The sequence below is a fragment of the Myxococcaceae bacterium JPH2 genome (genome assembly GCA_016458225.1).
Lineage (GTDB): Bacteria > Myxococcota > Myxococcia > Myxococcales > Myxococcaceae > Citreicoccus.
This window is the reverse complement of the sequence record JAEMGR010000040.1, coordinates 16,546-35,950: the sequence shown is the minus strand read 5'-3', so window position 1 is coordinate 35,950 and position 19,405 is coordinate 16,546. Positions and strand designations below refer to the sequence as shown.

Genomic DNA, 19,405 nt, shown 5'->3' with positions numbered 1-19,405 from the left:
TCCCCGGCTGATTCTTGAATCAACCGGCCGGTGGAGGACGCGTGGGTCAGCAGAAGACGGCGGCGGAGGGTGGGACGCGCGAGAGTGAGCGCCGCCGCACCATCCTTCGCGCCGCCATCGATGTATTCGCTCGCAAGGGCTACCACGGCTGCCGCATCGCGGACGTGGCGCGCGAGGCGGGCGTCGCCTACGGGCTCGTCTACCACTACTTCAAGAACAAGGACGAGCTGCTGGAGACCGTCTTCGAGACGGGGTGGACCGGCTTCGTCACCCGCGTGGCCGCGGTGGCGGACAGCGAGGGCTCCCTGGTCGAGAAGGTGCGGGGCATCGCGGATGTGGCCTTCGAGGCCTACCGGGTGGACCCGCGAGCGGTGAAGGTGCTCATCCTGGAGATTGCTCGCAGCCCGGCGGGCGCTCGCATCAACCGCCAGACGGCGTTCGTGGACGTCATCCGCTTGAGCTCGGAGATGTTCACCCGCGCCAAGGCGGCGGGAGAGCTGCGGCCGGACGTGGATCCGCTGCTGGCCTCGGCGCTCCTGTTCGGCTCCATCGAGATGGGGCTGACGGCCTTCGTGGTGGGGCTGGCGGACGCCCGCGACACGCAGATGCTCGAGCAGGCCAAGGCGCAGATCGCCGACTCCTTCCTTCACGGCGTCCTGGCCGACGCCCCCGGTGCGGAGGTGCCTGCATGGAAGCGGGAGAAGTCCGGTACGAAGTCCAAGGCGCCCAAGCGCACCTGACCATCGATCGCCCGGGGGCGCGCAACGCCTTGTCCCCGGGGGTGGTGCAGGGATTGTTGGAGGGCCTCGGCCGCGCGGACGAGGACCCTCGCGTGCGCGTGGTGGTGCTCACTGGCGCGGGCGAGAAGGTCTTCTGTGCTGGCGGCGACCTTGGACAGCTCGCGGGCGAGGCGGGCTTCCTCGCCACGCATGACGGGCGGCGCGCGTACGGGCGACTGCTCACTTGCTTCCAGGACGTGCGCAAGCCCACCGTGGCTCGCGTCAACGGGCACGCGCTGGCGGGAGGCCTGGGCCTGGTGCTCGCGTGCGACCTGGCGGTGGCCGTGGAGGGCGCGGGCTTCGGGACGCCGGAGATCGACGTCGGGTTGTTCCCGATGATGATGATGGCGCTGCTCCAGCGACACGTGGGCCGCAAGCGCGCGTTGGAGCTGGTGCTCACCGGGGAGCGACTGACGGCGCGGGACGCGCTGGCGCTCGGGCTCGTCAATCGCGTGGTGCCGGCGGCGGAGCTGGATGCCCAGGTGGGCGCGCTGGCGGACAAGCTCGCGGGGAAGAGCCAGGCGGTGCTCGCGCTGGGCCGTCGCGCCTTCTTCACGGCGGAGGACATGCCCCTGCCCGCGGCGCTGGAGTTCCTCGCGTCGCAGCTGTCCCTCAACGTGCTGGCCGACGACGCGGCCGAGGGCGTCACTGCCTTCCTGGAGAAGCGTCCCCCGAAGTGGAACGACCGCTGAGCTCTACAGTGTCTCCCGCAGTCCCTTCTAGGAGGAGAGCTTCATGGCCCTGGTGCAGGACAAGGTCATCGTCACGTGCGCGCTGGACGGCGTGCTGACCAAGCGCGAGCAGTGCCCGTACATCCCGTACTCGCCCGTGGAGATCGCCGAGGAGGCGCGCCGGGCCTATGAGGCGGGCGCGGCCGTGGTGCACATCCACGCGCGCGAGCCCGACACCGGAGATCAGTCCTGGAGCACGGACATCTACCGGCAGATTCGCGACGAGGTCCGCAAGCGCAGCCCCATCATCATCAACTTCTCTACCGGTGGCTTCAACATGGGGGTGGAGGGGGAGGACGAGAAGCGCGCGCGCATCGGCTACGTGAACGAGACGCGGCCCGAGATGGCGGCGCTCAACATGGGCTCGATGAACTACGCGAAGTACTCCGAGAAGCGGAAGGGCTTCGTCTTCGACTTCGTGTTCCCCAACCCGTTCTCGGACATCATCATCGCCGCCGAGGCCATGCGCGCGGGCGGCTCCAAGCCGGAGCTGGAGTGCTTCGACGTGGGGCACATCCACAACGCGCAGCCGCTCATCGCGATGGGGCTGCTGAAGCCGCCGCTCCAGTACAGCTTCGTGCTCGGCGTGTTGGGGGGCGTGGCTCCGACGATGGAGAACCTGGCGCACATGGCGCGGCAGGTGGGCCCCGAGGACACCTGGGAGGTGATTGGCATCTCCAAGGTGCAGTGGCCGCTCGTGATGGGCGCGCTGGTGCTCGGCGGCAACATCCGCGTGGGCCTGGAGGACAACTTCTACCTGGACACCGCGGGCCGCGAGATGGCGAAGGGCAACGGCCCGCTGGTGGAGAAGGCCGTGCGCCTGGCGCGCGACGCGGGCCGCGAGCCCATGACGCCCGCCGAGGCTCGCGCGGCGCTAGGGATTCCCCAGCTCGGGTGAGCCGTGCGCGAGGTTCGGTGCCGCGAGGCTGGGTGACGCGAGCGGGGCGGGGAAGAAGTCCAGCTTGAGCAACGACTGGCCATCCACCCACAGGTCATCCACCTTCACGCCCCAGTGGAGGTGGGGGCCCGTCACGCGGCCCGTCTTGCCCACGAGGCCGAGTCGCTCGCCCTGCTTCACCCGCGCGCCGTTCTTCACGAGGATGCGCGACATGTGGAAGTAGGTCGTGAACAGGCCGCCGCCGTGATGGACGATGACGGTGTTGCCGGCGGCCTGGTTCTCGCGCGTCATCACCACCACGCCGTCGTTGGCGGCGAGGATGGGCTCGCCCGTCGCGCCGTCCAGGTCCGTGCCGAAGTGCTGGCTCTGGAGCTTGCCGTTGAACGAGCGGCGGTCTCCGAACGGCGCGGTGATGGTGGCCGGGCGCGGCCACGCGAAGTTCTGTCCGAAGAACGGCGCCTGGAGCGGCTGCGCGAAGGCGATGGCGAACGCGCGGCGATCCGCCTCCATGCGCGCCTTCACGTCCTTCGGCGGATCCACGTACTTCGAGGCCACGCGCAGCTCTCGCTCGGGATAGCCGGGCGGGACGACCTCCAGGGTGCCGCTGAGTTCCACGGGGGCCGTGCCCGCTGACGCGGGGACGGTGACCTTCACGTCGACGCGTCCGGGGGCCAGGTCCACCGAGAGGCCGGAGATGGCCATGGCGCCGCCCTGCCACGGGACGAAGCGCAGGGCCTTGCCCCCCAGGGTGCCCGAGGGCAGGCCCGCGAGCCCGCGCACCGTCACCAGCACGGGGTCGCCGGGCTTGGCCGTCCCGGGCTGGAGGATGAGGTGGGGCCGCGTCTCGGGGGCGCTCTGGCGGGTCGGCTCCGCCGGGGGCTTCTCGGACGTGGGGGCGGGTTGCGCCGCGACGGCCTCGATGCAGGTGGCGAGCAGGGCGACGAAGACGAGGCGAGGCGCAGGCATGGGCCGTTCATACACCACGCGCCTCGGGTTGCTGCCCTCCCGGCTCGCGCCGTGCCGGTTGCCCGCTGGGAGTCCTCGCGCGCTCGGCCCTCTGAGGCGGCTGTCGCTGACTGCTCGGTTGGGAGGGAGGAGGGCGGACAAGGGCCCGCGGGCCCTGTCGTGCCGGAGGAAGCGGTGGCTTCCTAGGTTCTGCTCGGACCCGATTGAGTGGATGGAGAGTGCGGATATGCCTCGCTCCTACAGCTTCGATCATTTCCAGGTTCCCAAGACCCTTCCCCAGAGCCGGAGCGAGCGCCGCCAGGACAAGGCGCACCTGGCTCGCCCGCGCACGCGCCCGGAGCAGGAAGGCGAGGGCATCCACTACGGCCGAAGCCACGCGGAGACCGAGGAGCTCTTCCAGGAGCACCAACTGGACGCCCGACGGGCCGGGGCGTCCCGCAAGCGCAAGGCGCCGACCGTGCCGGGGCGTCGTCCCACGGCGCCCATTGGCTCGCTGCCAGCCACGCGCGAGTCCGCGCCACCCACGCGCTTCCCCGAACTGGCGGAGGAGGCGGGGCGCCACCTGCGCTCGCTCCGCTCCAGCCTGTCCGATGCGGTCCGGGCCGCGGGGCGGCTGATGACGCTGCCGCTGACGGGCATGCGCCTGGCCGCCCGGCGCCTCCGGCCCGCGTGAGGGGTGGGTCGTCCGCGTGGAGCTGACGCTCGTCTCGTACAACATCCACAGCGGGATCGGCCTGGACGGCGTATTCGACCTGGACCGTGTGGGGCAGGTCCTGCGCGAGGTGAACGCGGACATCCTCGCGCTCCAGGAGGTGGGCGACTTCCGGGGCCAGACGCCGTGCGAGGACCAGCCCGAGCACCTCGCGGAACTCCTGGGCATGCACCTGGCGTTCGGGCCCAACGTGGTGCTCAACGGCCGGCGCTACGGCAATGCCATCCTCACGCGGCTGCCCATCTGTCGCTCGAAGAACTACGACCTGAGCGTCCCCCGGCGTGAGCCGCGTGGGGCGCTTCGGTGCGACCTGGACCTGGGCGCGGGGCAGTTGCTGCACGTGTTCAGCCTCCACATGGGGCTGTCCGTGGGAGAGCGGCGCCGGCAGGAGGCGCTGCTGCTGTCGGCGGACATCCTGAGCGACGCCGTGCGCAAGGACCCGCTCGTCGTGTGCGGGGACTTCAACTCCTGGGGCCCAGGGCCTGTGCCCGCGTTGGTGCGCCGGGCGCTCCACGACGCGGCGCTGGCCCTCCGGGTCCCGGCGCGCACCTATCCCACCCGCTGGCCGCTCTTGCGATTGGACCGCATCTACGTGGATGCCGGGGTGAAGCCGCTCGCGCTGCACCCCCACCGAACGGCCCTGAGTCGTCAGGCCTCGGACCACCTGCCGCTGGTGCTGCGCTTCCAGGCTCCCATCGTGGTCGCGACTCGGCGCTCTCCGCCCGTGCAGCTCATCGGCTAGCGTGGGGGGCGCTGGCGGTGCGTTGGGTGGCCGACGCTTGCGAACGCCAGACACATCCGTTGTGACGTAGTTGTCGTGACGGAGGCGGGTGCCTAGGTTGGCCCCGCCCGGAGCGCGGACGCGAGCGACGGTCGGAGAGTGCATGCACGTGGGGAGTGAACAGACGGAACGCGGCATCACCGCGCTCGTCGGGCGCATGGCGGAGGGCTTCAGTCGGCTGGTGTCGCAGCACCTGCAACTCGCTCGGATGGAGCTGTCCGAGGATGCGCGCGCCATGGGCCTGGACGTGGCGAGGATCGCCGTGTTCGTTCCCTTCATCCTCGTGGGCTACGCCTTCGTGTGCGGCGCCCTGGCCGCGGCGCTCGTCCCCTGGACGGGCTGGGCGGGTGCGCTCGCGGCGGTGGGGTTGCTCAACCTCGTGGGCGGCGGACTGGGTGTGGCCCATGCGGTGTCGCGACTGAAAGCGCGCCAGATGATGGATGATACGTCCGATGAGCTGTCGCGCAGCATGGCGGTCTTCACGCGGCCGCCGCCCCGGCCTGCTCCGGCGGAGTCGGGAGTGAATACCCTGCGCGAGTCCTCGCCATCGCCCTTCCAGGAGCCGCCGCATGGCCGCTAGCAACGAACAGCCCAAGCCCGTGCGCCCGCGCACGAGCGCGGCCCTGCGCGCGGAAATCGAGCGGACGCGGGCCGACCTGGCCACCTCGGTCAGCGCGCTGCGCGAGGAGGTGGCGGTGGCCACCGATTGGCGAGGCTGGGTGCGCCGCCATCCGTACACGTGCGTGGGCGCCGCGTTCCTCGTGGGCTATGTGCTCGGTTCGCGGCGGGGTGGCGAGCGCTGAGCGCTCGGCGGGCCCGGAAGCTTCGACTCAACCCTGACAGGAGAAGGTTCGATGGAGATGAATCCGCAGCAACTGGCAGACCGGGCCCGACAGCTCCAGGACCAGGTGGTGCCGCAGCTCGACGAGGCTCGGCAGAACCTGGTGGACCTGAACCAGCGCGTGGTGAGCTTCATCCGCGCCAACCCGGGGACGTGCCTGCTGGGCGCGGTGGCGGTGGGCTTCCTCGTGGGGCGCCTGGCGTCCCGCCGCTGAAAGCGAGAACGACGATGACGACCTATCCAGGCGATTCGAGCGGCCGAGTGTCCTCGACGGGCGACGAGGGGCGGGGCTTGGGCGAGAAGGTGGACCACTTGGGCGCCGACGCGCAGCGCCTGTTCACGGATGCGCGCGACGCGGCGTCCGAGCTGGGCCAGACGCTGGACCTCCGGGGCCGCGTGGAGCGCAACCCCTACGGGATGATGGCGGCGGCGCTGGGCATTGGTTACGTGCTGGGCGGTGGGCTGTTCACGCCGCTGACGGCCCGGGTCCTCCGCCTGGGCATGAAGCTGGCCGCGCTGCCCTTCGTGAAGGACGAGCTGATCGGCATGGCCGAGGCGGCCGTGCAGGGCTATCAAACGGGACGGAGCAGCCAGGCCCAAGCGCCCGCGCGAGCGACTCCCGCATCGAATCCGTCGCGCCCGGAGAGCGCCTAGCGCTCACGGTTTCCACCCACCTCGCAGTTCATCGGAGACGCGCATGTTGAGCTTGAAGGACATCAAGAAGCTGGACCGAGACGACGTGCTGGAGCTGATCGGGCTGGAGTCGCGCCGCGGCCCCGTGGAGCAGTTCGCGCCCGTGCTGGGCGCGTTCGCCGCGGGCCTCCTGGTGGGCGCGGGGCTGGGTCTGCTGTTCGCGCAGAAGCCGGGGGATCAGCTCCGGGGAGACCTGCGCCAGCGCCTGCAGAGCGGCCAGGACGCGCTGTCCAACGCCATCAACGGCTCGCGGGGCGAGGCGTCCTCCTCGCAGCAGGTTCCTCCCGCTTCTCGCACGGCCTGAGTTCCGCCTGGCGGCGCCGAGGTGCTGCCCCGGCGGGTGACGGGCGCCTCGGCGCGGTCGGGAACGCTGGGTGTTGGGCGCGGGCGCCCCTATCATTCCCGGGCCGGGATGGTTCGCATCCCGTCGCCTGGAGGGTGTCGTGAGCGGGGAGAAGAAGGGGACGACGGGACGAGGCCGCAGGGATGCGCTCCTGCGCCACGACACCCCGGTGGACATGCCCGCGGTGACCGCGCCCCCCTCGCGCGAGCCGGCCCCTGCTTCCCAGAGCGAGCCCTCGGGCCCAGATGAGGCCCTGGCGCGTCTGCGCGGCCTGGAGACGCTGGAGGCCGCCTACGAGGCCTGGAGCGACCTGCGGCGGCACCAGGCGGCCGCGCGGCAGCGCTTCCGCGAGGAGCGCGAGCGGCTCTCGCACCAGGGGGACTTCTTGTTGGGAGCGGTGCGGGCCGCTGGGCTGATGGTTCCGGAGGGGGCTGCTCCGGCGCTCGTGCCTTCCGCCACATCGGACGCGCAGGGATTCATGCGCGACGCGGAGGCTCGGCTCGGCAAGACGCGGGACGCGCTCGCGGAGCGGGAGGCGGACAGTGAGGCCCGTTACTCCGAGGCGATGAAGGAGATCCGCGCGACGCTGCTGGACCGCGTGCAGCGCTACGTGACGGTGAGCCGTCCGGGGCTCACGTTGGTGCTGCGCCGAGTGGGAGCGGAGCGCGCCATCCTCCATGTGTCACGGGTGGCTGCCGATGCGTCCGTGCTGCTGTGCTACCAGCTCACGGGGCGTCTCCCCACGCGCTACGGCTTCCTCGCGGATGACTCGACGGAGGACGTCGCGCTGGCACCGGCTCCGCTCTATCCCGACGAGGACGTGCCGGCGGATGCGGTGCGGCCGGGCGCACGTGCCCTGGTGGAGCGCATGCGGGCTCCCGGAGTGGCGCTGCCGCTCAAGGGCTTCCTCCCGGTGTTCGTGCCTCGCGCGGATGGTGGCGAGGACTTCTTCCGCCTCCTTCAGCGTGGGCCGGTACTGGAGGTGGAACTCGCCGATGGCGATGCGTTCCGTCACGTCCTCGCCCGCGATGAGGCGGAGCGCTTCGCTGGCCATCTGCTCCGGCTCAAGCTCGAGGGCCGCATCGGGCTCGACATCGAAGCGGGCTGAGCGCGCTGACCCTGCTTCGCGCGTGACGCTCGGCAGGGTGGTGTTTCGAGGCCCGATACCTTCTTCGGGCTCGTGCTTGCTGCTCGGGTCTCTCGCCCGCGGATCCGCGAGGCGAACCGCGTGCTCCGGAACGGAGGTCCTGGAGCGCGTGGGCGCGGCCTGGCGCTCAGTTCGTTCGGAAGATGCCGACTTCCGCGGTCCCAGCGAGGAGCGCGCTTCCGAGGAACAGGTTGTCGGTCTCCGCGCCGCCCATGCGCACGGCCTGGAAGATGACCAGGTAGGTTTGCGCTGACTTGGGGAACGCCGTCGCGGGAATCGTCACCCGGGCCTCGCGGAACGTGGCCGGCACCGCGACGAGCTGGAGGAACTCGACCGGCGAGGTGGGGACGTTGGAGTACGTCGGCTGGCCCTTCTGCCCATCCGAACTCAGCGGCACCACCGTGACGAAGCCCAGCGTGCGGTCCTTGCCCGCGGGCGCCGCGGCGCGGTCGAAGCTGAACGCCGTGTTCGCCGCGAGCCGCACGAAGCCCTCGGGAGGATGGAAGGCCGTGATGCTCTCCTTCGTCGGCGAGTCCTCGACGTGGCCCACGTAGCGCGTGCCGCTCTCCGTCGCGACGAACTGGTACGTGGCACCGGACTGGTACACCAGCCCCGTCTCTCCGTTGCTGCTGCGGCTGTAGCTGCCCGCGCCATCCGAGGTGAGCGCCACGCCCGGCTCGCTCCCGGTCTTCAGCTCCACGCTGGCCCCCGACACCCCCGAGGGCGAGGCGTTGGCTCCAGACTTGGTGCCGAAGAAGACGAAGGCCGCCGTCTGCGCGGGCAGGGAGATGACATCGGCCCCGCCGTCCGCGCCGCCGAAGGTGCCCGCGTCGTACCCCGCCATCGCGGACGCGGAGACGTCCACTCGGGGAGTCGCCAACAGGGTGCCCACCATGACGTGGTCGGCGGAGAGCTGGTTTCCGGCCTTCTCCAGGTCGCAGGCCAGGGGCGCGAGCAGGGAGGCGACGGCTGCGGCGGACAGGAGGAGTCGTTTCATGGGCGCAGGAGCATACCAAGGCGCCGGCCGGAGTATCCTCTGCCCGTCCGTGCAAGGTCTCCGAGCCCATTCCGCTGGTCGGCGTTTCCTCAAGCGCCTCGGCTTTTCACTCCTGCAGGCGGCCCTCTTCGGCAGCTTGATGGGGCTGCTCGTGTCGCAGCGCCCGCAGCGCGTGTCCTCCGCGGAAGAAGCGCCGAGCATGTTGTCACCCACGGGGCTGGTGGAAGCGGCCTCGCGAGGGGTGGACTCCTGGGAGCGCGTCTTCTACGACTGGCGCGCGCGCAAGCTGGGCGAACGCTCGGCGCGCTCGGACCAGGTCGTGGTCGTCGCCGTCGATGACGAGACGCTCGCCGAGGCCCAGCAGAGCGTTCGCCCGGGCATCGCCGCGTACCCCTGGCCCCGCCAGGTGGTGGGCAGCATGGTGCATCGGCTGGTGGGGGAGGGCGCCTCGCTGGTGGTGCTGGATTCGCTGTATCCCGAACTCAGTCCCCGCGCCTGCACCGTGAGCCCCAAGGCGGGGCGCTCGGCGCTCTCCGAGGACGACGACGCGTTTCGCGAGCTGCTCGATCAAGACCCCGGCCACTCGGTGCTCGCGTTTGGCTGGGGCTCAGAAGGCGCGCGGACGTTGCCACTCGCCGGGCGGCTCTGGCCCTATCGCGTCCGACTGGGCAGCTACGTCGCGTTGGCCGAGGCCCGCGTCCGAGCCCAGACCGTCCTCACCCTGCGTCGGCCCGCCTTCGTCATCCCCGCCGGGAGCGCGATGGAAGTCTGGGCCGGGGTGGCGGACGAAGGAGAAGGCCGCCTCCTCGGCGCGCAGCTCGGTGAGGCGCAGCCCGCGGTCCAGGAGCGCCGCGCCACGGATGATGCGTACGCCCTGTCGTCCACGGACCTCTTCGTGGCGATGACGGAGGTCGTCGTCCAGGGGCTCGACCCCGAGAAGCTCGTGGAGGTGCGCCAGCTCCAGCACCCCGTGACGCCCCTATTGGGCGCGGCGAGCGCATATGGGGCCGCGACCCTGTCAGCGGATCCAGATGGCGTGGTGCGCGGAGTGCCGCACCTGGTGCTCTACAGCCCGCGCGGCGGTGAGCGCCACGTGCTGCCCTCGTTGCCCCTGGCCGCGGCGATGCGACTGGCGGGCACGCGACAGCTCCGCTACGCGCAGGGCCGGCTCTACATCGGCGACGCCTACTCGGTGCCCATGGATGAGTCGGGCTACAGCCTGGTGCGCTGGGACTCGCCCGTCGCGGGGCGCGGGACGCGGGGCTCGCTGGGGCGCTCTGTCCGCGGCTGGAACGTGCTCGTCAACCTCTTCGACGCGCAGGACGAGCGGCCTCCGCGCTTCGAGAACGACGTGAAGGGGCGCGCCGTCATCCTCACCAACACGACGAGCTATGCCCCAGAGGGCCGTGACACGCCCATCGGTCGGGGACTGCCGGGGGGCGCCATCCTCGGGCAGGCGCTGGCGAACATCCTCCAGTCGGAGGGCATCACGCGCGCGCGGACGGACCTGGACCTGCTGCTGACCGTGGGGCTCGCCTTCCTCGGGGCGTTCCTCGCGCTGTCCATCAGCTGGCTGTTGCGCTCGCTGGGTGGCGCGCTGCTGTACGTGGGGGGCCTGGGCGCGGCCGCCGCGGGCTACGTGGTCCTCTCCGGCTACGTCTTCGTCGAGGACCACCTGTGGATCGCCGTGGCCGGACCGCTCCTGGCCATGGCCTTCGCGTTCGTCTCCACCACCGTCTACGCCTTCCGCAACGAGCAGGACGTGCGCGACTTCGTCCACAGCGCGCTCGGTCGCTACGTCAGCCCCGAGGTCGCGCGGCTGGTCGCACGGGACGTCAGCCTCATGCGGCCCGAGCGCCGGAAGATGACGGTGTACCTCTCCGACATCGATGGCTTCACGCGCCTGTCCGAGCAGATGCCGCCCGAGCAGCTCGTGCAGTTGCTCAACGCCTACCTCACGGAGATGACGGCGGTGGTGCGCTCGACGGCGGGGCAGGTGGACAAGTACGTGGGCGACGCGGTGATGGCGTTCTGGGGCGCGCCCGTGCGCACGGACCGGCACGCGCACCTGGCCTGCGAGGCCGCGCTGAAGATGCGCGCGGTGCTCGCGGAGAAGCAGCCCCTCTGGGAGAAGAAGTTCGGCCACCGCCTCACCTTCCGCGCCGGCCTGGACACGGGCGAGGTGCTGGTGGGCGACATGGGCAGCGAGCTGAAGTCCAACTACACCGTGATGGGCGAGGCGGTGAACATGGCCAGCCGCCTGGAGGCCGCCAACAAGGCCTACGGCACCTACGTGCTCGCGGGCGAGGCCACCGCGCAGCTCGCCAGCGACAGCTACGTGTTCCGCGAGGTGGACCGCGTGCGCCTGCGCAACCGAGCGCAGCCCCTGCGCCTGCACGAGCTGCTGGGGCGGCGCGGCGACTTCACCGCGAAGATGCAGGAGGGCCTCACGCTCTACGAGAAGGCCCTCACCGCGTACCACCAGCGCCGCTTCATGGACGCGCAGGAACTCTTCCGCCGCTGTGCCACCGAGTACGGCGACACCGTGGCCGCCGTCTACGCCGAGCGCTGCCAGGGCCTCATCCTCATGCCTCCGCCCGAGGAGTGGGACGGCGTGCATCCCCTCGGCGAGCAGTGAGCAGAAGGGCGCTACTCCTCGCCTGAGTCCGAGTCCGGCTGACCGAACAGCTCGCGCACGGGTGTGTCCTGCTGGATGTGCTCGGCCACCACGCGGCGCATCTTCTCCGCCGTCATGGCCGAGTAGTAGACCTCGCCCTCCCAGCCCATGAGTTGGTAGTCCTCGGGCGAGAGCGGGTCCTTCTTGCGGCCGGTGTCCTCGCGCACCACCACGTTGGGCCCCATGTGGCAGAAGCCGTAGCAGCCCCCGCGGTACAGCTCGCAACGAGGCACCAGGCTGCGGGCACTCAGCTCGTCTCGCGCCGCGGCGTGGACGCTGTCCGCTCCACCCGCCCGACAGCTGGAGCCCTTACACACCGAGAGGCGGTAGCGCTTCATGGAGACCTCCACGCTAGGGAGGTGGAGTCCCCCACCGGAAGGCCCTTGCGCGCTCGGCTGTCGACCCGCGCGCACTCCGCGCCTGCGCGTGTCCACCCGGGCCGCTCGGCGCTAGCTGCATTGAAGAGCTTCACCGTCACCACACGCACCCGGAAAAGACACCGGCCCGCCGAACCGTGACTCACGGTGCGGCAGGCCGGGAAGAAGCAGCAGGGGACGGCGGGCTACTTGAGGAAGCGCGTCACCTGGATGGGGCCCTGCTGCGTCACCACCGTCTGGGAGCCGTGCGCGGGCGCCTTGCCGTGGCCCGCGCCGAGCTGCGGCGTCTTGAGCTGCACCAGGCCCTCGCCAATGCGCGTGTGGGCCTCCTTGTGGACGTGGTGCGGCTCCTCGGAGCCCTCGCGCTTGTTCCACGGATCCGACGGGTGAGACACCGCCGGCCCCTTGAGCAGCTTGGGGATGTCGTAGACGAAGTTCTGCCGGCTGTACTCGGAGGGCGTGTGCGTGCCGGTGTCCATGCGGATGGCGTCCTTGGGGCACGCATCCACGCAGAGGCCGCACACCACGCAGCGCAGCTCGTCGATGACGAACTGGGTGGGGAACTTCTCGATGACGCGCGACTCGGAGTCGCTCGTCTCGGTCTCGTACTCGCCCGCCTCGATGTAGATGCACTGCGCCGGGCAGATGGTGGCGCACATGTAGCAAGCCACGCAGCGCGGCTTGCCGTCCTCGCGCGGAACCAACCGGTGGAGGCCACGGTACCCCTCGGGGTAGATGGGCTTCTCCTCCGGGTACTCCACCGTCGTCATCAGGCTGAGGCCCTTGCGGTCCACCACCTGAGGGTTGGTGTCACGCGTCCCGAACATGTTGCGGAAGAAGTGCCGGGTCGTGATGGCCAGGCCGCGCAACAGCTCGGGGATGTACGTCCGCTCGCGGAGGTCCGTCCGGGGATCCTGGGTCGCCTTGTACGCCATGTCGTGTCTCGCTTGCGGCGGCCGTGCTGCGCCGCCGCCCTGGCGGGCTTAGTGCGCGCCCGCCGCAGAGGGATGGGGATCCGCATGGGCGCCAGCCGGCGCCGCGTGCCCGTGGTCATGCCCGTGCCCGTGCGCGTCGCCGTGCGCACCGGCCTCCGACTTCTCCTTCTTCGACAGCGTCAGGGCCATGAAGACCGCAATCTCCAGGATGCCCACCACGCCCAGGGCGCGCAGCGACGGATCCCACAGCACCAGGGCCGCCGTGACGAACACGTTCACCAGGCCCACCGGCAGGAGGATCTTCCAGCCGAGCGACTGGATCTGATCGTACCGGAAGCGCGGGAAGGTCCAGCGGATGACCAGCTGCACCCAGATGAGGAGGAGGACCTTCAGCCAGAACACCGTGCCCAGGATGGTGCCGTAGACCCAGCCGTGCTCCTGCATGAAGGCGTTGTTCGCCAGCGCCTCGCCGAAGACAGGCAGGTTGTGCCCACCGAAGAACAGCGCCGTCGTCACGCCGGCCAGCACCACGACCTCCACGAACTCGGAGATCATGAACATGCCGAACTTCATGCCGGAGTACTCGACGAAGTAGCCGATGATCTCCGACTCGCCTTCCGGCACGTCGAAGGGGGCGCGCTTGGTCTCGGCGAACGACGCGACGAAGAACCCGATGAAGCCCAGCGGCTGGATGATGAAGCCCCAGGCGGGGATGCCGATGTCCAGCCCGAACACCTGCGTGCTCCACAGGTACTTGCCCTGACCGGTGGCCGGCGACAGGGCGCTGGCCACGTCACCCACCAGCGCGGGGAGCTGCACGGAGGAGAAGGTCAGGAACAGGCCCACGAGCGACAGGCCCAGCGCGACCTCGTAGGAGATCATCTGCGCGGAGGCGCGAACGCCGCCCAGCAGCGCGAACTTGTTGTTGGAGGACCAGCCGGCGAGCGCCGTGCCGTACACGGCCAGCGACGCGATGGCGAACAGGTAGAGGATGCCGAAGTCCGGCGTGGCCACCACCATGTCCACCTTCTGGCCGAACACCGACACCGTGGGGCCGGCGGGCACCACGGCGAACAGCGCGAACACCGGCGCGAAGGCGAGCAGGGGGCCCAGGTTGAACAGGAACTTGTTGGCAAGCCCCGGGACGAAGTCCTCCTTCGTCAGCATCTTCAGCACGTCGGTGATGATGTGCGGGATGCCGCCGAGGGAGCGGTTCTTCAGGCCCGGGATGCCCAGGCGCGCGCGGTTGGGACCCACGCGGTCCTGCATGAACGCGCTCCACTTGCGCTCGGCGAGCGTGAGCAGCGTGGCGATGATCATCACGAAGACGAGCATCAGGAAGATGATGTTCGTCAGCCGGCTGGCGCCCGTGAACAAGTGGGCCTCTGCCAGACCACCCACCACGTACGCCGTCGCGACGCCGCCCGCGAGGGCGACGACGATGGTGGCCATGGCCACCAGCATTGTCAGGATGCGACTCATCGCTAGATACCCCTCACTCGCGGCGCGCCGAACTCACGGTACCCGGGCGGACGGCCATCGGCTCCGGACGGCAGCGGGTTGATGCCCGGCTTCTCCCGGTCCGGCGGAGAGGCCTTGTCCCAGTTGAACTCGGCGAACGCGGCCACCTTGCCGGAGAGCGCGCGCCACACGTCCCGCGCGGACGCCCAAGCGGCCTCGCCGCCCAGCTCGCGCGTCAGCTCCGCGGCCCACTTCCAGTGCGGCACCGCGTCCCCCTTGGAGGGGTACGCCTTGCGGAAGCGCTGGGTGATGCCGTCCTGCTGCGTGAACGTGCCCTCGTCCTCGATGTGCGCGCTGGCCGGCAGGAGCACCGTGGCCTGCGCCGTGACGGGCGACTCGTTCTGCGCCTGGGCGACGAACACCTCGAGCTTCGCGAAGGCGTCGGCGTTGCCCGGCACCTCGGTCCCGATGGCGTACACGCCCGTGACCTTGCCGGACTGGATGGCGGCCGAGAGGTCCTCGAAGCCCTTGACGGCGAGCCCCAGCCCCTGGGCGATGGTCTCCAGGCCCTTGCGGTTGGGGTTCTTGTCCGCCGTCATCAGGAAGTGGTCCGCCGCGCCCTGGGGGCGGCCGCCCACGTACACCGCGCTGACGCCCAGCACCGTCTTGGCGAAGGACAGGCCCGCCAGCAGCGCCTCGTTGGAGGCGACCGGCGAGGCCAGCACCGCGAGCTTCGCGCTGCCCACCAGCGGCTTGAGCTGCTTGGCGGCGGCCTGCGCGGCCTCCTGCCGCGTCAGCTCCGGACGCGCGCTGCCCTTGGCCTGGGCGGCCTCACGGCCCACCAGCGGGAAGAGCACGCGGTCCGTGTTGAGGTCCTTGTACGAGAGCCGGCCCTGGTCGCACATCCAGCTCTTGTTGATCTCCTCGTTCTCCCGCGGGCGGTAGCGGTAGGTGTCCTGGGACATCCAGTCCGCGTACGTGGTGCAGCCGCGCGAGCAGCCCGTGCACACCGACGGGGTGGCGGAGAGGAACCAGGCGCGCGCCTTGAAGCGGAAGTCGCGGCTGAGCAGCGCGCCCACGGGGCACACGTCCACGGTGTTCAGCGAGTAGTTGCTGGACAGGTCGTTGCCCGGGAACACGTCGATGCGCTCGTGGCTGCCGCGGCCGAACACGCCGAGCTGCGACTCGCGCGGAATCTCGTTCATGAAGCGGACGCAGCGCGTGCACATGATGCAGCGCTCCTGGTCCAGGACGACGCGGGGCCCCAGCACCTTGCGCTTGTTCTTCAGGGCCTTGCCGCCCTCGAGACGCGAGGGGCGGTAGTCGTACTTCATGTAGTAGTCCTGCAGCTTGCACTCACCGGCCTGGTCGCAGATGGAGCAGTCGACCGGGTGGTTGAGCAGCAGGAACTCCATCACCGCGCGCTGCTGCTCCTTGACCTTGGGGGTCGTCGTCTTGACGGCGACGCCCTCGGCCAGCGGCGTCTGGCACGCCGGGACGAGCTTGGGCGCGTTGGACGCCTCGATGAGGCAGATGCGGCAGTTGGCCGCGATGGAGAGGCGCGGGTGGTAGCAGTAGTACGGGATGTCCGAGCCGACCTGCTTGGCCGCCTCGATCATGTTCGTCCCCGGCTTCACGACGACTTCCTTGCCGTCGATGGTGCAGGTGACGAAGCCCGGGTTCTTGGGCTGTGGCTTGGGCGGCGGGCCCGGCGGGGGCGGGGCGGGGGGCTTCGGGGACGCCACGGCCACGGCATCCCCAGTGGGCTTCTTCGTGTCGTTGTCGCTCACTGCTCGACCTCGCCGCCGATCATGTTGATGGTGTCAAAGGTGGGGACGAGATCCGGAAGCATCTTGCCCGTGATGATGTGCGGCAGGGCGGCCAGGACGGGGAAGCCGGGGGCGCGCACGTGCACCTTGTACGGACGGCCGCGGCCGTCGCTCACCAGGTACCAGCCGAGCTCTCCGTTGGAGGCCTCGGTGGAGTCGTAGACCTCGCCGGGGGGCACCTGGATGCCCTCCATCACGAGCTTGAAGTGCGCCATCACGCCTTCGATGGTGCCGTAGACCTCGGGCTTGGGCGGCAGCGCGATGCGCCAGTCGTCCACGATGATGGGGCCGGCGGGGATGGTGTCCATCGCCTGCCGCAGGATGCGGATGGACTGCCGCATCTCCTCCAGGCGGACGAGGTAGCGGTCGTAGTTGTCGCCGTGCTCGCCCACCGGGACGTCGAAGTCGAACCGCTCGTAGACCCAGTAGGGGCGCACCTTGCGGATGTCGTAGTCCACGCCGCAGGCGCGCAGGGCCGGGCCCGTCCAGCCGTAGTCGATGGCGTCGTCGGCGGTGATGACGCCCGTGCCCTTGGTGCGGTCCACGAAGATGCGGTTGCGCGTGAGCAGCCCGTCCATCTCGACGAGCAGCTCCTCCGTGCGGGTCAGCGACTTGTGGACCTTGGCGATCCAGCCCTCGGGCAGGTCGCGGTTGATGCCACCCACGCGGCCAAAGCTGGTGGTCAGGCGCGCGCCGGTCAGCTCGGTGACGCGATCCTGGAGGAGCTCACGGGCCTCCATGCCGTAGAGGAACGGAGCAAAGCCGCCCATCTCCAGGCCGGTGGCGCCCACGCACGTCAGGTGGTCGGTCAGCCGGTGCAGCTCCGAGCCGATGACGCGGATGTACTGAGCGCGCTCGGGGATCTCCAAGCCGATGAGCTTCTCGACGGCGTTGAGGAACCCGAAGTTGTTCATCATCGCGGACAGGTAGTTGAGCCGGTCCGTGTAGGGCAGGCACTGTGTCCACGTGACGTTCTCGCAGCTCTTCTGGAAGCCGCGGTGGAGGAAGCCGATCTCCGGATCGATCTTCGTGATGGTCTCGCCATCGAGCTCCACCTTCAGCCGCACGGTGCCGTGCGTGGCCGGGTGGGAGGGGCCCATGTTGATGACCATGCTCTTGGTCTGAAGATGGGCTTCCAGCTCGGACTCGTGCGCATACGAGTCGATGTCGGGATTGGGAGCGTGGGCTTCGGGCTTGGCGCTGTCGGCCATGGTGTCCTCGTCAGGCGATGCCGCTGGTGCCGGGGCCGCGGAAGATGTCCTTGATGGGGCGCTCGGGGATGAGCGGCTGCCGGTCGCGCAGCGCGTAGTCCTTGCGCAGCGGGTGGCCCTGGAACTCCTCGTACAGGAGGATGCGTCGCAGGTCCGGGTGCCCCGTGAAACGGATGCCGTAGAAATCCCAGACGAAGCGCTCCCACCAGTCCGCGCCACGGTACAGCGGCGCGAGCGAGGGAACCTCCGCCTTGGTCTCCGAGACGCGCACCTTCAGGCGCACGTGCTCATGGCGGGTGAGGGAGTAGAGGAAGTAGACGACCTCGAAGCGCGGGTCGTTCTCGGCGAGGTGCAAGCGATCCACGGCATCCGCGGAGCCGAACAGCTTGAAGTTCAGCTCGGGGTCGTTCTTCAGGAACGCGGCGACCTTCGGCAGCCAGTCGGCATGGATGACGGCCCAGGCGCCGCCGGCGCGGTCGACGTAGCGCTCCGCGACCGCCTCGGGAAATTGGGCGGTGACCCTGTCCAACGCGAAAATGCTCAAGGGGTAGCCTCGATGACGGCAGAGGAATCGGCGGCGTTATAGGGACCGTCCCCAGGGGGCGTCAACGTAAACCCTCAGGCATGTAGGCCACTTAGGCGAGCCAGAAGCGGACAGGTGGATCCGCCCCGCCGCTGGACGGGCGGGCGACCCGTCCCGAGGGGTCACGCCGCCGCGTTCGAGCCGCCCGAAAGGGCCGGCGCGGGGATGAAAGTGGCCACGGGCTGGCTCTTGCCGGGGACGGACGTCACGGGGGCCGCCGCCCACTCGAACGCCGAGCCGGCCTTCTCCCGGGTGGCCTGCGACGCGAGCGCCACCACGCCCAGCTGCTTGGTCAGCCCCTCGATGCGGCTGGCCAGGTTCACCGTGTCACCAATAGCGGTGTACTCCATGCGACGGGCCGTGGAGCCGATGTTGCCCAGCACCACGGGGCCGGTGTGGACGCCGACCCCCATCCGGAGGCCGGGTTCGCCCCGGCGGGCGCGCTCGGCGTTGACGGCCTCCAGCTCCTTCACCATGTCCAGGGCGCACCGCACCGCGCTCCGGGCGTGGTGCGGGTCGTCCAGGGGGGCGCCGAAGTACACCATCAGTGCATCGCCGATGAACTTGTCGAGCGTTCCATTGTGGCGGAACACCACCTCGACCATGCGCCCGTAGTACTCGTTGAGGAGTTCGACGACCTGGCCGGGGGGCAGCCGCTCGCTGAGCGCCGTGAAGTCGCGGACGTCGGCGAAGAGCACGGTGACCTCGCGCAGCTCCGGCAGGGGCGAGGCGAAGTGCTGGAGGCGCTCCGCGACAGCGGGGGAGAAGTAGCGGCCGAGCCGGGCGCGCTTGAGTTCCTCGCGGCTGACGGCGGCGGAGAGCGCGCGCACGCGCTGGAGCAGCCGGCTGGCTCCGGCGGCCGCCACGGCGAGCATGACGAGCGCGGCCACCTGCGCCCCGATGCCGATGTGGGCCTCCTGCTGGAGCCGCATCTCCGCCAGGGCGCTGATGGCCGTCACCATCGCCGTCACCGCGCGTCGCAGTCCCAGCGCGGACAAGAGCACCAGCACGACGAAGATGCCCAGCGTGAAGCCCGCCACGCCGCCCGGAGAGGGCGACACGGGCAGCGCGAGGTGCTGGAGCCAGAACACCGCGGGCACGTCGATGAAGGCGATGGACAGGCCCGCCCACTGCGCGGCCCTCCGAGAGGTCGCCACCGCGACGCCCACCGCGGCGGTGCACATCCAGTAGACCGCGAAGGGGCCCAGGTAGACCTCCCAGTCCGCGAGTCCCCGAGCGTGCCCCAGGTAGAACACCACGCCGAACAGGAGGCTGACCGCGCCCAGGCGCACCCACGCCATGTGGCGGCCGTTGGCCCAGCGCTCGCGTCCGAGCGCGCGACCCACCGATTCGTCCATCCCCTCCATGTCGCTGGCCTGCACGCGCCTCCCCTTACCCTGCGGGGCGGTCCGGTTCCACTCCCCGGTGTCCCGCGTCGCCCTGG

Annotated in this window: 20 protein-coding genes and 1 pseudogene; 12 read left to right on the top strand and 9 right to left on the bottom strand. The window is 70.3% G+C overall.

What is annotated here, in order from left to right; genetic code table 11:
• Positions 1 to 41 precede the first annotated feature (41 nt).
• Genes JGU66_33670 through JGU66_33660 form a run of 3 tightly spaced genes read left to right on the top strand, consistent with a single transcriptional unit; the run spans position 42 to position 2,408 of the window.
• Positions 42 to 740: a TetR/AcrR family transcriptional regulator gene (locus tag JGU66_33670; protein MBJ6765730.1), complete on the top strand. Its 699-nt coding sequence runs from the start codon at positions 42 to 44 to the stop codon at positions 738 to 740.
• Complete coding sequence (locus JGU66_33665) at positions 689 to 1,471, top strand: enoyl-CoA hydratase/isomerase family protein (GenBank protein ID MBJ6765729.1); 783 nt, start codon at positions 689 to 691, stop codon at positions 1,469 to 1,471. The genes JGU66_33670 and JGU66_33665 overlap by 52 nt, the downstream gene beginning before the upstream one ends.
• 43 nt (positions 1,472 to 1,514) lie before the next feature.
• Positions 1,515 to 2,408 carry a 3-keto-5-aminohexanoate cleavage protein gene (locus tag JGU66_33660; GenBank protein MBJ6765728.1) on the top strand — a complete coding sequence of 298 codons (894 nt, stop codon included), beginning with the start codon at positions 1,515 to 1,517 and terminating at the stop codon, positions 2,406 to 2,408.
• Here the strand turns inward: JGU66_33660 and JGU66_33655 are convergent.
• Positions 2,385 to 3,374 carry a M23 family metallopeptidase gene (locus JGU66_33655; protein ID MBJ6765727.1) on the bottom strand — a complete coding sequence of 330 codons (990 nt, stop codon included), beginning with the start codon at positions 3,372 to 3,374 and terminating at the stop codon, positions 2,385 to 2,387. The genes JGU66_33660 and JGU66_33655 overlap by 24 nt on opposite strands.
• Before the next feature lie 226 nt (positions 3,375 to 3,600).
• On the opposite strand from JGU66_33655, the gene JGU66_33650 reads away from it, so the two are divergent.
• The 8 genes and pseudogenes from JGU66_33650 (at position 3,601) to JGU66_33615 (ending at position 7,852) form a co-directional block, all read left to right on the top strand.
• Positions 3,601 to 4,047, top strand: coding sequence for a hypothetical protein (locus JGU66_33650; GenBank protein MBJ6765726.1), 447 nt, complete (start codon positions 3,601 to 3,603; stop codon positions 4,045 to 4,047).
• Positions 4,048 to 4,063: 16 nt separating this feature from the next.
• The gene (locus JGU66_33645; protein ID MBJ6765725.1) at positions 4,064 to 4,828 is read left to right on the top strand and encodes an endonuclease/exonuclease/phosphatase family protein; all 765 of its coding nucleotides are present in this window, start codon (positions 4,064 to 4,066) and stop codon (positions 4,826 to 4,828) included.
• A 142-nt stretch (positions 4,829 to 4,970) separates the two neighbouring features.
• Positions 4,971 to 5,447 (top strand): phage holin family protein, encoded by a 477-nt coding sequence (locus JGU66_33640; GenBank protein MBJ6765724.1) that lies wholly within the window; start codon positions 4,971 to 4,973, stop codon positions 5,445 to 5,447.
• Complete coding sequence (locus JGU66_33635) at positions 5,437 to 5,670, top strand: DUF3618 domain-containing protein (protein ID MBJ6765723.1); 234 nt, start codon at positions 5,437 to 5,439, stop codon at positions 5,668 to 5,670. The genes JGU66_33640 and JGU66_33635 overlap by 11 nt, the downstream gene beginning before the upstream one ends.
• A gap of 51 nt (positions 5,671 to 5,721) precedes the next feature.
• Positions 5,722 to 5,922, top strand: a complete 201-nt coding sequence (locus tag JGU66_33630) for a hypothetical protein (protein ID MBJ6765722.1) — start codon at positions 5,722 to 5,724, stop codon at positions 5,920 to 5,922.
• 14 nt (positions 5,923 to 5,936) lie between these two features.
• A pseudogene (locus JGU66_33625) lies at positions 5,937 to 6,293 on the top strand (hypothetical protein).
• Positions 6,294 to 6,405: 112 nt separating this feature from the next.
• Positions 6,406 to 6,705: a YtxH domain-containing protein gene (locus tag JGU66_33620; GenBank protein MBJ6765721.1), complete on the top strand. Its 300-nt coding sequence runs from the start codon at positions 6,406 to 6,408 to the stop codon at positions 6,703 to 6,705.
• Between the two features lie 214 nt (positions 6,706 to 6,919).
• Positions 6,920 to 7,852: a hypothetical protein gene (locus tag JGU66_33615; GenBank protein ID MBJ6765720.1), complete on the top strand. Its 933-nt coding sequence runs from the start codon at positions 6,920 to 6,922 to the stop codon at positions 7,850 to 7,852.
• 166 nt (positions 7,853 to 8,018) lie between these two features.
• Here JGU66_33615 and JGU66_33610 read toward each other — a convergent pair whose 3' ends face one another.
• The gene (locus JGU66_33610; GenBank protein MBJ6765719.1) at positions 8,019 to 8,888 is read right to left on the bottom strand and encodes a hypothetical protein; all 870 of its coding nucleotides are present in this window, start codon (positions 8,886 to 8,888) and stop codon (positions 8,019 to 8,021) included.
• Here JGU66_33610 and JGU66_33605 point away from each other — a divergent pair.
• Positions 8,887 to 11,526 carry an adenylate/guanylate cyclase domain-containing protein gene (locus JGU66_33605; GenBank protein MBJ6765718.1) on the top strand — a complete coding sequence of 880 codons (2,640 nt, stop codon included), beginning with the start codon at positions 8,887 to 8,889 and terminating at the stop codon, positions 11,524 to 11,526. The two genes, JGU66_33610 and JGU66_33605, sit on opposite strands and share 2 nt — an antisense overlap.
• Before the next feature lie 11 nt (positions 11,527 to 11,537).
• Here JGU66_33605 and JGU66_33600 read toward each other — a convergent pair whose 3' ends face one another.
• From JGU66_33600 to JGU66_33570, 7 genes are all read right to left on the bottom strand, one after another.
• Positions 11,538 to 11,903 (bottom strand): (2Fe-2S) ferredoxin domain-containing protein, encoded by a 366-nt coding sequence (locus JGU66_33600; protein MBJ6765717.1) that lies wholly within the window; start codon positions 11,901 to 11,903, stop codon positions 11,538 to 11,540.
• 224 nt (positions 11,904 to 12,127) lie between these two features.
• Entirely contained in the window at positions 12,128 to 12,877 is a 750-nt protein-coding gene (locus JGU66_33595) for an NADH-quinone oxidoreductase subunit I (GenBank protein MBJ6765716.1), read from the bottom strand.
• A gap of 48 nt (positions 12,878 to 12,925) precedes the next feature.
• Positions 12,926 to 14,359 carry an NADH-quinone oxidoreductase subunit H gene (locus JGU66_33590; GenBank protein MBJ6765715.1) on the bottom strand — a complete coding sequence of 478 codons (1,434 nt, stop codon included), beginning with the start codon at positions 14,357 to 14,359 and terminating at the stop codon, positions 12,926 to 12,928.
• Between the two features lie 2 nt (positions 14,360 to 14,361).
• Positions 14,362 to 16,128, bottom strand: coding sequence for a (2Fe-2S)-binding protein (locus tag JGU66_33585; protein MBJ6765714.1), 1,767 nt, complete (start codon positions 16,126 to 16,128; stop codon positions 14,362 to 14,364).
• Positions 16,125 to 17,378, bottom strand: a complete 1,254-nt coding sequence (locus JGU66_33580) for an NADH-quinone oxidoreductase subunit D (GenBank protein MBJ6765713.1) — start codon at positions 17,376 to 17,378, stop codon at positions 16,125 to 16,127. Before JGU66_33580 ends, JGU66_33585 begins: the two co-directional genes overlap by 4 nt.
• Before the next feature lie 10 nt (positions 17,379 to 17,388).
• Positions 17,389 to 17,907 carry an NADH-quinone oxidoreductase subunit C gene (locus JGU66_33575; GenBank protein MBJ6765712.1) on the bottom strand — a complete coding sequence of 173 codons (519 nt, stop codon included), beginning with the start codon at positions 17,905 to 17,907 and terminating at the stop codon, positions 17,389 to 17,391.
• Positions 17,908 to 18,083: 176 nt separating this feature from the next.
• Positions 18,084 to 19,328, bottom strand: a complete 1,245-nt coding sequence (locus tag JGU66_33570) for an adenylate/guanylate cyclase domain-containing protein (protein MBJ6765711.1) — start codon at positions 19,326 to 19,328, stop codon at positions 18,084 to 18,086.
• Positions 19,329 to 19,405: the final 77 nt, after the last annotated feature.